Source organism: Streptomyces sp. NPDC005483 (assembly GCF_040606035.1).
GTDB lineage: Bacteria > Actinomycetota > Actinomycetes > Streptomycetales > Streptomycetaceae > Streptomyces.
The window spans coordinates 1-15359 of the sequence record NZ_JBEXEA010000012.1; the positions used below are offsets into that span (position 1 = coordinate 1).

Consider the following 15359-nt stretch of genomic DNA (forward strand, 5'->3'; position numbering starts at 1 on the left):
CAGTCAGGCCCCCACCATCCGCGTACCGCATAACACCGGCATACCGCAGGAATCACCCAACGTCACCCCCCGAACGCAACCCGAAAAGGTCAGTAGGCGCCCGGCCCAGAGAGCAACGGCATCGGATCCACCCCCACGCTCCCCGGCAAGAACTCCGCGATCGATTCCGGCGTCCACCCGCCGGAGGCATACGCGGCGCGCAACTCCCGAGGCTGCGCCCACACCGCGATCTTCGACCCTGCCACCGTGTACACCTGCCCGGTGACCTCCCGGGCCCGCTCGGACAGCAGATAGACCACCATGGCGGCCACATCCTCCGGCTCCCCGATCTCCGTCAGCTCGAAGGGCACGTTCGCCGACATCCGCGTACGAGCGACCGGCGCCACCGCGTTCGCGGTCACCCCGTACTTGTGCATCCCGAGCGCCGCACTCCGCACCAGCGAGATGATCCCGCCTTTCGCCGCGCTGTAGTTCGCCTGCGAGACCGAGCCCTGATGATTCCCGCTGGTGAACCCGATCAGCGTCCCCGCCCGCTGCTGCCGCATCACCGCGGAAGCCGCCCGGAAGACGGTGAACGTCCCCTTCAAATGGGTCGCGAGAACCGGATCCCACTCCTCCTCGGACATGTTGAACAACATCCGCTCACGGAGGATCCCTGCGACACAGACCACTCCGTCGAGCCGCCCGTACGAAGACAGCGCGACATCGACGACCCGCTGGCCGCCCGCCATCGTCGAGATGTCGTCGGCCACGGCGACGGCCTCACCCCCGGCCGCCTCGATCTCCTTCACCACACCGGAGGCGACGTCACTCGTGGGAGACGCCCCGTCCACCGAGACGCCGTAGTCGTTGACGACGACCCGCGCCCCTTCGGCGGCAGCCGAAAGTGCGACCGCCCGCCCGATCCCCCGTCCCGCGCCGGTCACGGCGACGACCCTGCCTGCCAAGAAGTTCCCCACGCCCGGCCCCTTCCCGCGGTTTCTGACGGACCGTTAGATTTTATGACCCGTCAGATGTGCGGACACAAGCCCCGGGGAGGGCCCGATGTCACTTCCGGCCGCGTTCCACGACATCGCCAAGCGCGTGAACAACTGGGGGCGTTGGGGCGCCGACGACGAGATCGGCACCCTCAACCTGATCACCGACGAGGTGGTCCGCGAGGCCGCCGCGACCGTCCGTACGGGCCGCCGCATCCCCCTCGCCCTCCCGCTACGGCAGGACGGCGTACAGACCGGGATGATGCCGGGCCGGGTCAACCCGCTGCACGCGATGGTGCAGATCAACCAGGAGATCTTCGGCCCGGGGACGGTCGCGTGCAGCGACGACGCGGTGACCATGGGCCTGCAGGCAGCGACCCACTGGGACGCGCTCACCCATGTCTCGCACTCCGGCATGCTCTACAACGGCCGCCCGGCCGGCACCATCACCCCGCACGGCGGCGCCGAGTTCAGCGGTATCGACAAGGCGCGGTACGTCGTCTCGCGCGGGGTGCTGCTGGACGTGGCCCGCGCGCGGGGCGTGGACCGGCTCGACGGGGCTCATGCCGTGACCCCCGAGGACCTGGAGGCCGCCGAGGAACTGGCGGGCACACGGGTGCGCGCCGGGGACGTCGTGCTCGTACGGACCGGGCAGATCCAGGTGTACCTCGCCGGGGACAGGGAGGCGTACGCCTATCCGTCGCCGGGCCTGTCGGTGCGCACCCCGGAGTGGTTCCACGCGCGCGATGTCGCGGCGGTCGCCAACGACACGCTCACGTTCGAGATCTTCCCGCCGGAGATCGAGGACCTGTGGCTGCCGGTGCATGCCCTGGACCTGGTGGAGATGGGGATGCTGCAGGGCCAGAACTGGAATCTCGAAAAGTTGTCCACAGCCTGTGGAGAAGTCGGCCGGTACGCGTTCCTGCTGTCGGCGATGCCCGAACCGTTCGTCGGCGGCACCGGAACACCCGTGGCCCCGGTGGCCGTTCTGTGAGAGGTCGGTCGGCGGCGCGCAGGTCCGCCCCGAGCACGGCATCGCGCGCCGCCGTCATCGACTTCCTTCCGCCCTGGGGAAATCGACACCGCGTCACGACCCGCACTCGTCGAGGGCTTCCGTCACCGAAACCCTCGGCGTCCCCTCGCGGCGAATCGCTGACCACCAGCGTCATCAATCGAACACAGTGCGTCAACACCCGTTCGGGGATTTATTGCTTACGACCCATTTGTCACGACCGCGCACGGGCGCACGTCCCGGCGCACCGCCTCCGCACCGAGCAAGGGGGACGGGGGCCTTTGCGACCGTGCGCCGGTCACACCGCCTCGAACGCCAGCCCCTCGTAGGCCGAGGCATCGATGCCGTAGGTCTCCGTGCTGCTCCGCGGCCGCTCGCAGCGGTCGAGTTCGCACCAGATGCTCTTGCCCGCACCTTCGGGGCTCCAGCCCCAGCGGTCCGCGAGGCCGTCGACGAGGGCCAGGCCGCGACCGCCGGTCGCGTCACCGTCCACGCACCGCGGCACCGGGGCCCGGCCGCTGCGGTCGGCGACCTCCAGGCGGACGGTGGCCGACTCCGCCTCGGCACCCGGCAGGGACAGCCGCAGGACGGCCGGGCGGCCGGTGTGCACCACGGCATTGGTGACCAGTTCGGACACGAGCAGGATCAGGGTCTCGACGAGTGGTTCGTCGACCCCCATCCCAGAAACAGCGAGCCGCGAACGGGCCCACCGCCGGGCTCGCCCCACTTCCGCGGGGTCGGGCCGGATCTCCAGCTGCACTTGAAGCACCTGCACCGCTCACACCATCCGAACCGGCGGGCACATGGCCTCGCGCCTCACGAGGGCCACGATCGTAGCCATTTTTTGCATGACCAGAACAATGACCAAAGCCGGGATCACGGAACGTGAATCCCTTACGGGACAGCATGGTTGACCTACAGTCACGCCAACAAGCGCTTCGGGCATATTCCAGCGCGAAGGAGTACCCCTGCGAGATACTGTGCGACGCTCGCCACGAGGAGTCGAACAGGCGGTGGTCACAGCCCTGTCCGCCCTGCGAGCAGCGGCGCGCATCGCCGGGTCCGGGGCCGCCCCATCGGCAACACCGGCATGGCTCATGCTCGGAACCACTCGCATCTCACACAAGGTACCGGAGCGGGGCGCCGACTCCAGGACGTGACGAGTCACACATAGGACACAACCCGATATCAACGCTCCGTGATTCCGGTATGCCACAATCCGCGACATCCGCTCGGGACGCACCGGAGACCGGGCCGGCCGTGGGCACCTCAGGCCAACAGATCGACGGCGAGCGACTCCTCACTCTCCGCACCCCCGCCGCCCCGCCGGGCCCGCACCCAGGCCCGCTTCAGAAGCAGCTGCACCTCGCACTCCCAGGTGAAGCCCATCCCGCCGTGCACCTGGAGACAGTCCCGGGCGCCCCGCTCGGCCGCCTCGTCCGCCAGCAGCCGGGCCGCGGCGATGTCCACCGGGTCCGCGGTCACGGCGGCCGCGTACACCGCGGCCCGGGCCGTCTCCGCCCGCACCAGCATCCGCGCGCACAGATGCTTGACCGCCTGGAAGGCCCCGATCGGCTGCCCGAACTGCTCCCGCGTCCGCGCGTGTTGCACGGCCAGCTCACCCGCGCGCGTGGCCGTGCCCAGCTGCTCGGCGGCGGTGAGGAGCACGGCGACGGGATCGACGGTGGCCCCTGACACCCCGGGCACCCGATGCAACGGCGTCAGCGGATCCACCGACGTCAGGGGTACGGCCCCGGCGGCCTCCCCGCGCACGACGTCAGCCGCGTCCAGCCACTCCACGAGCCCGTCCCGGTCGACGTCCGCCACGACGACCTCGCCCTCGGCGGCCCCCTCCACCACACCCGCGGCGAGATGGGTGGCCACCAGGGGCCCCGGCAACAGGACCCGCCCGGCCTCCTCGAAGACCAACACGGCTTCCGGCAACCCGAGTCCGACTCCCCCGTCCGCCTCGGGCAACCGCAGCGCGAAGAACCCGGCGGCTCCCAGCTCCCGCCACAGGGCACGGTCCAGCCCGGGCGCGTCCACGGCAGCGCGCAGTGCCTCGCCATCGAACCGCCGAGCAAACAACTCCCGCACGGCAACCTGCAAGGCCCGCTGCTCAACAGACAGTTGAAACCGCATGTCACAGCCCCTTCTCAACGCAGGCTGCGGTGGCCGGCCTAGGGGCGCGGGGAACTGCGCGACCAGCCACCACGAACCCGCACCCGGCACTCAGCCGCTACCGCCCCTTCGGCAACCCAAGAATCCGCTCGGCCACGATGTTCCGCTGAATCTGCGAGGTCCCGGCCGCGATGGTGTACGACAACGAGGACAACCGGTCGATCACCCAGGGGCGTTCAAGATCCAGCGACTCGACCCCCAGCACATCGCCCGCAGCCTCGTACAACTCCTGCCGCGCATGCGAGTACCGGAGTTTGAAGACAGACCCTCCCACCCCCGGCACCCCACCACTCGCCTCCGCCTCACTCACGTTCCACTGCGTAAGCCGCCACAACGCCCGGAACTCGGCATTGAGCCGCCCCAGCCGTCGCCGCAGCACGGGATCGCCCCAGCGCCCGTTCTCCCGTGCTGCACGGGCGAGTTCACCCAACACCCGCCGGCAGGCGACCACCTCACCCACAAAGGCCGTCCCCCGCTCGAAGGACAGCGTCACCATGGTCACGCGCCAGCCGTCGTTCTCCTCCCCCACCCGGTTCGCCACCGGCACCCGCACCTCGTCGAGGAACACCTCGGCGAACTCTGCGGACCCGGCCAGCGTGCGCAGAGGCCGCACCTCGACACCAGCGGCGGACATCGGCATCGCCAGCCAGCTGATCCCGCGATGCTTGGGCGCCGCCGGATCGGTCCGCACCAGCAGCTCGCACCAGTCGGCCACTTCGGCGTGGGAGGTCCAGATCTTGGATCCGGTCACCACATAGTCGTCGCCGTCCCTGCGCGCGCGCGTGCGGAGCGAGGCGAGGTCGCTCCCGGCGTCCGGTTCGCTGAACCCCTGGCACCACACCTCCTCGCCCCGCAGGATCGGCGGCAGCCAGCGTTCCCGCTGCGCCGGTGTCCCCTCGGCGGCGATCGTGGGTCCCGCGTGCAGCAGTCCGACGAAACCGGCACCCACGTAGGGCGCACCCGCGAGCTCCGTCTCCTCCAGGAAGATGAGCCGGGTCGTCGGCGAGGCGTCCCAGTGCACATGCGCGTACCCCGCGTCGTACAGCATCCGCTGCCAGCCGAGGTCGTACGCCCGGCGCCCGGGCCAGTCCTGAGCGGACGGCTTCGGCGGCAGCGTGGGGAGCACCTTGGCCAGCCACTCGCGCAGCCGCGCCCGGAACTCCTCCTCTTCCGGCGTGTACGCGAGGTCCATGACAGCCGCCCTATCTGATGAACCGTCAGTTCCTGGAAGGCTAAGTCCCGTACCCCTGGACCGACAAGGCGTCCCGCCCTACGCTCTGCGCACGATCTGACTGTCCGTCAGTTCTACCGAGGGGGCCGCCGTGACCGACACCGCCCACGCGCTCAGCGCGTCCCGCACCCTCTGGGAGCTGGTCGCCCGCCGCGCCGACCTGACCCCCGACCGCCCGGTCCTCCTCCAGGACGAGCGCGCCCTCACCTTCGGCGAGCTACGCGCGCGTGCCGAGCGGATCGCGGCCGGCCTGTACGACATGGGCGTACGCCCCGGCACGGTCGTCGCCTGGCAGCTGCCCACCCGGATCGAGACGGCCCTGCTCTCCTTCGCCCTGGCCCGCCTGGGCGCCGTGCAGTCGCCCGTGATCCCCTTCTACCGCGATCGCGAGGTCGGCTTCGCCCTCCGGGAGTCGAAGGCGGAGTTCTTCGCCGTACCCGGGCTCTGGCGCGGCTTCGACCACACCGAGATGGCCCGGCGGCTCGGCGCGAAGGGGATCTTCGAGGCGTACGACGACCTCCCGGACGGCGACCCGGCCGTCCTGCCCGCCCCGCCATCCGACGGCACCTCCGTCCGGTGGATCTACTGGACCTCGGGGACCACCTCCGACCCCAAGGGCGTTCTGCACACGGACCGTTCACTGATCGCGGGCGGCTCCTGCCTCGCGCACGCGCTGCGCCTCACGGCCGACGACGTCGGGTCGATGGCCTTCCCGTACGCGCACATCGCGGGCCCGGACTACACCGTGATGCTGCTGCTGTACGGCTTCCCGGCGGTGATGTTCGAGCAGTTCGCGCTGCCGGACGCGCTGGAGGGCTATCGCCGGCACGGGGTGACGGTGGCGGGCGGTTCGACGGCGTTCTACTCGATGTTCCTCACCGAGCAGCGCAAGCGACCGGGGCAGAAGATCATCCCGACGCTGCGGCTGCTCGCCGGCGGCGGGGCACCCAAGCCGCCGGAGGTCTACCACGCCGTCGTACGGGAGCTGGGGGTGCAGCTCACGCACGGGTACGGCATGACCGAGGTCCCGATGATCACCATGGGGGCGCCGGACGACACGGTGGAGAACCTGGCGACGACCGAGGGGCGCCCGCCGGAGGGGATGTCCGTGCGGATCGTGGACGGGGAGGTGCGGCTGAAGGGGGAGGCGGTGTGCCAGGGGTATCTGGATCCGGCGCAGACGGCGGAGGCCTTCGACGAGGAGGGGTTCCTGCGCACCGGTGACCTGGGATTCGTGACGGACACCGGCCACCTGGTGCTCACCGGACGCCTCAAGGACGTGATCATCCGCAAGGGGGAGAACATCTCGGCGAAGGAGATCGAGGACCTGCTGGCCGCGCATCCGGCCGTGGGTGACGTGGCGGTGATAGGGCTGCCGGACGCCGAGCGCGGGGAACGCGTGTGTGCCGTGGTGGAACAGCCCGAGGGGGCAGAGAAGCTGACCCTGGACGCCGTGACCGGTTATCTGCGCGCGGCAGGGCTGTCGACGCACAAGCTGCCGGAGCGGCTGGAGGTCGTGGACGCCCTTCCGCGCAACGAGACCCTGCGCAAGGTCCTGAAGTACCGGCTCAGGGAGCGCTACTCGGGGACGGTGAAGTAACGCGCGAAGGCGGGCACGATCTCGGCCTCGCCGACCTTGCCGTCTCCGTCGGTGTCCAGGCCGGCCGCGGCGGCCTGCGCGATGTCCTCGGCGACGCCCAGGATGCGCAGCACGCGCGCGGTGTCCTCGACGGTGGCACGGCCGTCGCCGTCCTGGTCGGCGACGGCGATCGCCGCGTGCAGGAAGGGACGGGCGATCTCGGCGAACCGGTCCGGGTTGTCGCGCAGCCGCTTGAGCGCGCCGTTCACGAACTCGTCGCGGGTGATCCGCTGGTCGCCGTCCCGGTCGGCGATCCCGGCCATGCCCTGCCAGAACGCCTCCGCGCCGACGTACAGCGCCTGTCCCTTGTCGGAGCGTGCCGCCGTGCCGAACTCCGCGAGCAGCGCCTTGGCCGCCACGTTGAAGTCCTCGCGGTCGATGTAGCCGTTGCCGTCCTGGTCGAAGGTGGCGAACCGGTCGGCGATCCTGCGCTCGTACTCGCTGCTGACCATGTCTTTTCGGGCCGCCTCACATCACATCGGGTGCATCTCGCACGGAGCGTACGACGCGAGCGGCGCCCCGGGGGCCGGAAGGCGGCGCTTGTGCCAAGACCGGGGGAATTTTGGGACAACGGCGTGGCAGTCGGGGTGCCCCAGGTCACAGCCGTGCGGAGAGAACTGCTTACGGGTGTACGGGCTCGCTGTACGGGCTCAGGCGGACAGTGGTCCCGCCTCCTCGTCGGTCGCCGAGTCCAGGTCCGGGTGGACCTCGAACAGGCGGCGGACGCCGAGCGCGCCGAGGACGCGGTTGACGTGGGAGCCGTCGGCTGCGCCCTGTGCCGGGAGGATCAGCCGCAGCTCGCCCCGGCAGGAGCGGATCAGGCGGCGGGAGGCGATGAGGACGCCGACACCGCTGGAATCGCAGAAGTACACCTCGGAGAGGTCGAGGACGAGACTGTGGCGGCCCTCGGCCACCGCGTCGTGCACTCGCTGACGGAGCACCGGCGAGGTCACCAGGTCCAGCTCGCCAGACACACTGAGCACAGCCCACTCGCCCTGCTCGTCGCCGGTCACATTGAACGCCACCACCATGCCCTTCATTCGCCGGAAAGCAAACGGAAGCCTTTCCTACGCTTCCTTGCAGCGTGGCTGCCCAGCGGCCGTTCCCTGAAACACAGAGCGAGAAACGGAAATCGTTCGGAAGAGGCTTGTTTTAGTCGGCTTCGATCCTGTTCGATCGAGTCTGATCAACGAGTGAACGGGTAGGGGAAGGTCCACTACCACCTGAGGCCCCTCGGGGGGCGCGCATTGGAACAAAGGGGCGTGCGCTGCCGGAGGTGCCGACTACATTCGAGGAGACGGTCGGCGCAGGCTTGACCCGGACACTTCCAGGCGTGAGGGGGCCGCATGGCGAAGAAGGACGCACCGCCCCGCTGGGACCGCAAGATGCAGCAGCGGCTCGCACGCGGTGAGGCGGCCGCCCTCGGCGAGCTCTACGACCGTTTCGCTTCACTCGTGCACGGCCTCGCCCACCGCGTGCTCGGAGACGAGCGCGCCGCCGACGGCATCACCCGGGACGTCTTCGCCCACGTCTGGCAGCACCCCGAGTCCTACGACCCCAAACAGGGCCCGCTGCGCTCCTGGGTCGCCGGCCTGACCCACCGTCTGGCGGTGCAGCGGCTGCGCGCCACCGAGACCGCCGCGCTCACCCGGGCCGGCGAGGGCTCCGCCGAGGAGCTGGAGCGCAAGGTGCGCCACGCCTCGGTCGCCGCCCGCGCCGACTACATCGTCCAGTCCATGCCCACCCCGCTGCGGGCCGCCCTCGAGCTGGCCTACTTCCAGCGCCGCGACTACCGCCAGGCTGCCGCCGACCTCAGCATCACCGAGGACGAGGCCCGCCGCCGCCTCCGCCTGGGCCTCCAGCTCCTGTCCACGGCCCACGACACCGGAGCGCCCGGGGCTCCGCCTGGATACGGGGGCGCGGCATGAACGGAACAGGCGGCTTCGAGGCGTACGACGACCAGGACGGGGACGGGGGATCCGGGGGTCACGAGACCCCAGGTGGCCCCAGGAACGACGGCGACCACGGCGATACGGGCGACGCGAGCACGGGCCCCGGTTCCGGCTCGGGCGGCCCGTCCGACCCCGGTGACGGCCATCGCGACGGCCCCGATCCCGACCACCCGCCCCGCATACCCCTCCCCCGCGCCTCCGTCGAGGACACCGGCCTGCCGTTGCCCGCGCTGGACGAGCCCGCGCCGCCCGCTCCCCTGGCCCTGGAGCACCCTGTGCTGAAGTCGCTGCTCGGGGCGTGGGCGCTGGCCGCGTGTTCCGCGGCGGAGACGGCCGCCGTGGAGGACCACCTCGGCGTCTGCGGCTCCTGCGCCGAGGAGGCGCTGCGGCTGCGCGGCGCGGTGGGCCTGCTGCAGCGGCCGGAGAGCCTCGACCTGGACCCCGGCCTGCGCACCCGCGTCCTCGACGGCTGCCTCGACCGGCGTCCGCCCCGCATCCCGATTCCCGAGTGGGCCACGCCGTACGACGCCGAGACCGCCCGTCTCGACGCCCTGCTGCAGGACTTCGGCGACGCCGAGTGGCACGCCCCGGTCAGGCTGCGCTGGTTCGACGCCGACGAGGCCACGAGCCGCCGTACGACGGTCGCCGGGGTCATGGCCCACCTGCTGTCGGTCGACGGCCTCGTCGCGGTCGCCCTGGGCCTGGACGACCCGCTGGGCGAGACCCTGGCGGACGCGCCCACGCCGTCGGGCCGCACCGAGGCGTACTGGCGCGCCTCGCACTTCCCGCCGACCCGCTCGGTGCGGACCCCCTGGCGCGAGCAGAGTCACGACCTCGTCCGCACGGTGTCCTTCACCGGCGGCACCGCGGGCAGACTCGAGGTGACCTACGGCGACTTCAGGCTCCCTCTCCACGACGCGATGCTGGACCGCGCCTTCGAGTGCTGGGTGCACGCCGAGGACATCGCGGAGGCGGTCGACTACCCCTACAACCCCCCGTCCCCCCGCCACCTCAACCGCATGATCGACCTGGCGGCGCGGATGCTGCCCGCGGTGCTGGCGGAACGGCGGCAGAAGGGGTTGACGTCACCGACCCAGGGCCGGCATCTCGTGAGCGCCGGAGGCCCCGGCCGCACCCTGCGTCTGGAGATCGAGGGGCTGGGGGGCGGCGAATGGCTGATCCCGCTCGACTCCCCGGCGGCGGTGGGGTCGGCGGAGCACGAGGTGGCCCATGTGGCGCTGGACGGCGTGGAGTTCTGCCAGCTGGCGGCCGGCCACGTGTCTCCTGCGGAGGCTGCGGCGGGGCAGGTGGGTGATCGTGAGGCGATCAGGGATGTGCTGTTCGCCGCGGCGAGCATGAGCCGCATGTAGGTGGGGGCTGGTCGGGGGTTCATGGGCGGGTGCGGGTGAGTGGGGGCTGGTCGCGCAGTTCCCCGCGCCCCTGAAAAAAGCTCAGCGGAAGGTGCTTTTAGGGGCGCGGGGAACTGCGCGAGCAACCACCCACTCACCCGCACCCGCCCTACGACAGCCCGCGACCGAGCTCCTAGGCGAACACGACCGTCCGCCGCCCGTTCAGCAGAATCCGCCGCTCCGCATGCCACTTCACGGCCCGCGCCAGCGCCTGGCACTCCACGTCCCGCCCGATCGCGACAAGCTGGTCCGGAGTGACGTCGTGCCCCACCCGCTCGACCTCCTGCTCGATGATCGGCCCCTCGTCGAGATCCGCGGTCACGTAGTGCGCCGTCGCCCCGATCAGCTTGACCCCCCGCGCATGAGCCTGGTGATACGGCTTCGCACCCTTGAAGCTCGGCAGGAACGAGTGATGGATGTTGATGATCTTGCCGCTGAGCTGCTTGCACAGATCGTCGGAGAGCACCTGCATGTACCGGGCGAGCACGACGAGCTCGACGTCCTGCTCCCGCACCAGCTCGAGGAGTCGCGCCTCCGCCTCGGCCTTGTTCTCCCGCGTCACCGGAATGTGGTGGAAGGGAACGTCGTACGACCCCACGAGTTCCGCGAAGTCGGTGTGGTTGGACACCACGGCGGCGATCTCGACCGGCAGCGCACCGATGCTCGCGCGGAAGAGCAGGTCGTTCAGGCAGTGCCCGAACTTGCTGACCATCAGCACGACCCGCATCCGGTCCTCGGCCCGGTGGATCTGCCAGTCCATGTGGAAGGAGTCACCGATCGCCGCGAACGAGGCCCGCAGCTTGTCCACCGTCACCGGAGCATCGGCCGAGAAGTGGACGCGCATGAAGAACAGACCCGTGTCGTGGTCGCCGAACTGCTGGCTGTCCTCGATGTTGCAGCCGGTCATGAAGAGGTAGCTCGACACGGCGTGCACGATGCCCTTCTTGTCAGGGCAGAACAGGGTCAGGACGTACTGGTCGGCGGGGGCGGACTGCTCGTTCATGCAGGACAGGGTCGCATATCGACCGGCACGGCAGACACCGCGTCCGTCACGCGGACCGGGTCATGATCTGCAGCACCTGGAGCGTGCGCGGCGGAGCCTCGGGGTCCTCCCCGTCGGCCGTCGCCATCCGCACGTGCGCGTCCCGCGCCGCCCGCACCGCGTCCGGCCACCCGGGGTTCTCCATGTACACGGAGACGGGGGCGTCCGGGCCGACCTGGTGCATGATCCGCAGCACCCGCAGCACGGCGGTGTCGACGAGGGCCGCCTCCTGGGAGTCCCGGAAGATCGTGCCGACGTATTTCTCGGCGGACCAGTTGTCGAGCCAGGTGTCCTCGACGAGGCGGTACACGGCGTCGGTGACGTCCCCGTACCCCTCGACGCCGGCCAGCCAGACGTTCTGCTGGAAGGCGGGGTCGGAGAGCATGTGCAGCGCGGAGCGCACATTGCTGCGCCAGCGCCACCACGGCATGTCGTTCTGTGGCATGCCGCCCATGGTGGAGGAGCGACGGCCGCGACGGGAAGAGTTCTCCGAACCTTGCACGGTCATCGATCGTACGTTCTTCCCCCATACGTCCCGCACAGGCCCTCGCTGTTCACCTTTACGTCACCCTTCATTGACCGAGGGTCACACCCGAGTTGGCGATGTGACGGAAGCGTGTAGGCCCATGACCGGCAGGCGACGCATCCGCAGCACCTTCCTCCCCCAGCACCACCGGCCCGTCAGAGCCCCCGTCCTCGCGGCGGGGGCACTGGTGGCGTGTGCTTCCCTCGTCACCGGTTGCGGGGTCGTCCCCGGTACCACGGGGGGTTCCGGGGACGACCCGATCAAGGTCATGACCTGGGCCCCCTCGGACACCGAGGCGACCAACAAGCCCGGCATGCCCGCCTTCGCCCAGGCCTACGCCCGCTGGATCAACTCCAAGGGCGGCATCAACGGCCGTAAGCTCACCGTCCTGACCTGCAACGAACACAACGACGCCGTGTCCGCGGCCCAGTGCGCCCGGCGCGCGGTCAAGGAGAACGTCGTCGCGGTCGTCGGCTCCTACAGCCAGTACGGCGACTCCTTCTTCCCGCCGCTGGAAGGCGCGGGCATCCCCTACATCGGCGGCTACGGCGTCACCAACGACGAGTTCACCAGCCCGCTGTCCTACCCCGTCAACGGCGGCCAGCCCACCCTGCTGGCCGGCCTCGGCAAGGAGCTCGCCGGGGACTGCGGCAACGTCAGCCTCGTACGGCCCGACACCATCGCGGGCGACGAACTGCCCGTACTGCTCGACTCCGGGCTGACCACCGGCGGGCACCGGGCCGCGAACGACGTGCGGGCGGCGGACGACGCCAGCGAGTACTCGGCGCAGTCGACGAAGGCGCTCGCCGGCTCGACGTCCGGCGCCCCGGCCGCCGGCGCGAAGAAGGGGTGTGTGGTGCCCGCGCTCGGCGACCGCACCAGCACCTTCATGGACTCCTTCCGGCGTGACCGCGAGGACTACCCGGCCGTGCGCACCGCCATGGCGATGGGCAGCGTCGACCAGACGGTGATCGACGCGTCCGGCGGGGCGTCGGGGCCCTACGAGGGGTCGTACATCACCGGCTGGTACCCGGTGGAGAGCGACGCCCGCTGGGCCTCGATGAAGAAGGTCATCAACGCGGAGGCGTTCGGCGACAACCGCATCGACTCGGCGGACGCGGGGGTGCAGACCACCTGGATCGCCTACACGGTGTTCAAGAAGGTCGTCGAGTCGCTGGGGAGCGGCGAGGTGTCCGCCGACAGCGTGCGCGGCGCCCTCAACGACGGCCTCAAGATCCCGACCGGTGGTCTGACACCGGCCCTGCGGTGGACCACCCGGGACACCTGGAGCTCCGCCGACGACCTCGCCTCGGTCGGCTTCCCGCGTATGGTGAACGCCCATGTGACGTTCCAGGTGGTGCGCCAGGGCCAGCTCGTGGCGGCGCGCAAGGGCTTCACCGACGTGACGAGGACACTCCAGAACGCGGACGTCAACTGACCCGCGGGGGGCGCCTGGACGCCCCCCGCGGACCGCTCACAGCTGGGTGGCCGTGCGCTCGGTCAGGCTGTACTTCTCGGCGATCGCGTTCCACAGCCGGGCCGCCCTGGCCTTCTCTGTGCTGGCGGTGCCGCTGTCCCGGTTGCCGGCCGCGGTCTGGCCCGTGGCGCGGGCCTGGCCCTTCTTGCAGCCCTTCTTGCCGGCCGCCTGGTCGGCCCAGGCCGCGTAGTGGTTGTCGGCGGACGCGGACGCCTGCCAGGCCTTGGTGAGGGCGTCGGTCAGCTCGGCGTGGGCCGTCAGCTGGTCGACGGGGAGCGCCTTGAGCCGGGTCACCAGTCCGGTGCGCTGGGCCGCCGCGTCCCGCAGGTCCTTGGCCGCCTGGCCGAGGTTCTTGCAGGACTTCACGTTCGCCACCGCGCTGATCACCGAGGAACGGCTGTTGCCGCTGTCGGCGAGCAGCTTGTCCAGCTCGACGGCCTGCGCCTTCGCCGGATCTGCGGCCGGTGAAGAGGAGCCGCCGCTCGCGGGGGCCGTCGCCGACACGGTCTGGTTCTTGTCGCCGCCGTCGCCGCCTCCGCCCCCGGCGAGCAGCGCGCCCGCACCGATGCCGAGCACGACGATGCCGATGCCCACGGCGGCGATGACCGGCACCCGCGACCGCTTGCCGCCGCCTCGGTCGCCGTCGTCGTAGGAGGCACCGCCCGTCGGGCCGTACGGAGGCTGGGCGCCGTACGACGGCTGCTGAGCCCCGTACGCGGGCTGCTGGGCCCCGTACGGGGGCGGTACGGCCTCGGGCTGGGCGAACCTCGGCATCTGCTGCGTGGACGCGGCCCCGCCGTCACCGCCCGGTCCGCCGCGGAAGAGGTTGTCGAACTCGGAGGGCGGCTGCCGTTCCCCGCCGTAGGGCGCGCCGGGGGCCTGTCCGGGCACGGGCGCGATGAACTGCGTGGCCTCGGCGTCGGGACCGGTGGGCGCGCCGTAGGGGGCCTGCGGGTGCTGCCCCGGGAACCGCGCCGCCTCGGCGGACACCTCGGGCGGCAGCGCGCCGGGGCGGACGGGCGGGAGGTACTGGGTGGCTCCCTCGTGGGGGGCGGCCGCGACCGGCGGGATGAACTGGGTGGCGCCCTCGTCGGCGGGCGGCAGGGGCGCGGAGGCGGGTGTGCCGGGGGCGGACGGGAGGGGCTGGCCCACGGGCGGCAGGTAGTAGGAGGTCGGCTCGTCGGTGTGGTAACCCGGCGTGGCCTGCTGCTGCGGTGCGCCGGTCCCGGGCGCCTCGTAGGGCGCGACCTGGCCCTGCTGCGGGGGCAGCGGCTGGGACTGGGGCTGGGGGGCGGGTTGACCGACGGGCGGCAGGTAGTAGGAGGTCGGCTCGTTGGTGTCGTACCCCTGCCCGGGCAGGGGCTGCGACGGGGGCTGGGCCTGCGACTGGGGCGGTATCCCATCGGGCTGCGGGGGTGTGCCCCAGGTCTGGGTGGGCGGCTGCGGCCAGTGCTGGGTCTGCGGCTGGGCCGGGTCCTGCTGCGGCGGCTGGCCCTGCTCCTGGCCGGGGCCCCACGGGGTGCCCCACGCCTGGGCGCCGGGAGGCTGGCCGTAGGCCCCGTCGGCGGCCGGACCGGGCCGGCCGCCCTGCTGCGGGGGGCCGCCGTAACCGCCCTGCTCGGGGGGCCCGTATCCGGGCTGCGGACCGCCGTGTCCGCCCGTCTGTCCCGGCAGCAGGGGTTCCCCGCCGTCGGAGGGCAGCACGATGCCTTCGCGCGCTTCGCGCGCCGAGGGCTGCTCGCCCTGTCCACTCTGCGTCACCGGGACTCCTACTTATGGGGGAACTTCGGAATCGTCGGCTCACGCTACCGGGTCCTCCGAGCCCGGTGCCACGTAGCACAGGACGTGACCTGCGCCCCTGTGACCGCAGTAACAGATCCCGGGAGATCATGTGACGGTTACGGGCCCGCATC

14 protein-coding genes are annotated in these 15359 nt (G+C 71.2%); 5 read left to right on the forward strand and 9 right to left on the reverse strand.

The window, feature by feature from the left end; translation table 11 throughout:
- Positions 1 to 89: 89 nt before the first annotated feature.
- Positions 90 to 959, reverse strand: coding sequence for an SDR family oxidoreductase (locus ABZT06_RS23150; protein WP_355743895.1), 870 nt, complete (start codon positions 957 to 959; stop codon positions 90 to 92).
- 85 nt (positions 960 to 1044) lie between these two features.
- Here ABZT06_RS23150 and ABZT06_RS23155 point away from each other — a divergent pair, with 85 nt between their 5' ends.
- Positions 1045 to 1971 (forward strand): cyclase family protein, encoded by a 927-nt coding sequence (locus ABZT06_RS23155; protein WP_355743897.1) that lies wholly within the window; start codon positions 1045 to 1047, stop codon positions 1969 to 1971.
- A gap of 316 nt (positions 1972 to 2287) precedes the next feature.
- On the opposite strand, the gene ABZT06_RS23160 is transcribed toward ABZT06_RS23155, so the two are convergent.
- From ABZT06_RS23160 to ABZT06_RS23170, 3 genes are all read right to left on the reverse strand, one after another.
- Entirely contained in the window at positions 2288 to 2749 is a 462-nt protein-coding gene (locus ABZT06_RS23160) for an ATP-binding protein (protein WP_355744626.1), read from the reverse strand.
- A gap of 509 nt (positions 2750 to 3258) precedes the next feature.
- Positions 3259 to 4131: an acyl-CoA dehydrogenase family protein gene (locus tag ABZT06_RS23165; protein WP_355743900.1), complete on the reverse strand. Its 873-nt coding sequence runs from the start codon at positions 4129 to 4131 to the stop codon at positions 3259 to 3261.
- Positions 4132 to 4228: 97 nt separating this feature from the next.
- Positions 4229 to 5362: an acyl-CoA dehydrogenase family protein gene (locus tag ABZT06_RS23170; RefSeq protein WP_355743902.1), complete on the reverse strand. Its 1134-nt coding sequence runs from the start codon at positions 5360 to 5362 to the stop codon at positions 4229 to 4231.
- 130 nt (positions 5363 to 5492) lie between these two features.
- On the opposite strand from ABZT06_RS23170, the gene ABZT06_RS23175 reads away from it, so the two are divergent.
- Complete coding sequence (locus tag ABZT06_RS23175) at positions 5493 to 7001, forward strand: AMP-binding protein (RefSeq protein ID WP_355743905.1); 1509 nt, start codon at positions 5493 to 5495, stop codon at positions 6999 to 7001.
- On the opposite strand, the gene ABZT06_RS23180 is transcribed toward ABZT06_RS23175, so the two are convergent.
- Together ABZT06_RS23180 and ABZT06_RS23185 are read right to left on the reverse strand one after the other, a co-directional pair.
- Entirely contained in the window at positions 6980 to 7492 is a 513-nt protein-coding gene (locus ABZT06_RS23180) for an EF-hand domain-containing protein (protein WP_355743908.1), read from the reverse strand. The genes ABZT06_RS23175 and ABZT06_RS23180 overlap by 22 nt on opposite strands.
- Positions 7493 to 7690: 198 nt before the next feature.
- Positions 7691 to 8071: an STAS domain-containing protein gene (locus tag ABZT06_RS23185; RefSeq protein ID WP_355743911.1), complete on the reverse strand. Its 381-nt coding sequence runs from the start codon at positions 8069 to 8071 to the stop codon at positions 7691 to 7693.
- A gap of 315 nt (positions 8072 to 8386) precedes the next feature.
- Between ABZT06_RS23185 and ABZT06_RS23190 the strand changes: the two genes are divergently transcribed.
- Both ABZT06_RS23190 and ABZT06_RS23195 read left to right on the forward strand, forming a co-directional pair.
- Positions 8387 to 8968, forward strand: coding sequence for a sigma-70 family RNA polymerase sigma factor (locus tag ABZT06_RS23190; protein WP_355743914.1), 582 nt, complete (start codon positions 8387 to 8389; stop codon positions 8966 to 8968).
- Positions 8965 to 10362 (forward strand): maleylpyruvate isomerase N-terminal domain-containing protein, encoded by a 1398-nt coding sequence (locus ABZT06_RS23195; protein ID WP_355743917.1) that lies wholly within the window; start codon positions 8965 to 8967, stop codon positions 10360 to 10362. The genes ABZT06_RS23190 and ABZT06_RS23195 overlap by 4 nt, the downstream gene beginning before the upstream one ends.
- A gap of 172 nt (positions 10363 to 10534) precedes the next feature.
- On the opposite strand, the gene purU is transcribed toward ABZT06_RS23195, so the two are convergent.
- Both purU and ABZT06_RS23205 read right to left on the reverse strand, forming a co-directional pair.
- Entirely contained in the window at positions 10535 to 11404 is an 870-nt protein-coding gene (gene purU, locus ABZT06_RS23200; RefSeq protein WP_355743920.1) for a formyltetrahydrofolate deformylase, read from the reverse strand.
- A gap of 46 nt (positions 11405 to 11450) precedes the next feature.
- Positions 11451 to 11951 (reverse strand): hypothetical protein, encoded by a 501-nt coding sequence (locus ABZT06_RS23205; protein ID WP_355743923.1) that lies wholly within the window; start codon positions 11949 to 11951, stop codon positions 11451 to 11453.
- Positions 11952 to 12069: 118 nt separating this feature from the next.
- On the opposite strand from ABZT06_RS23205, the gene ABZT06_RS23210 reads away from it, so the two are divergent.
- On the forward strand, positions 12070 to 13407 hold the full coding sequence (locus ABZT06_RS23210) for an ABC transporter substrate-binding protein (protein ID WP_355743926.1): 1338 nt from the start codon (positions 12070 to 12072) through the stop codon (positions 13405 to 13407).
- A gap of 36 nt (positions 13408 to 13443) precedes the next feature.
- On the opposite strand, the gene ABZT06_RS23215 is transcribed toward ABZT06_RS23210, so the two are convergent.
- Positions 13444 to 15207 (reverse strand): hypothetical protein, encoded by a 1764-nt coding sequence (locus tag ABZT06_RS23215; RefSeq protein WP_355743929.1) that lies wholly within the window; start codon positions 15205 to 15207, stop codon positions 13444 to 13446.
- Positions 15208 to 15359 lie beyond the last annotated feature (152 nt).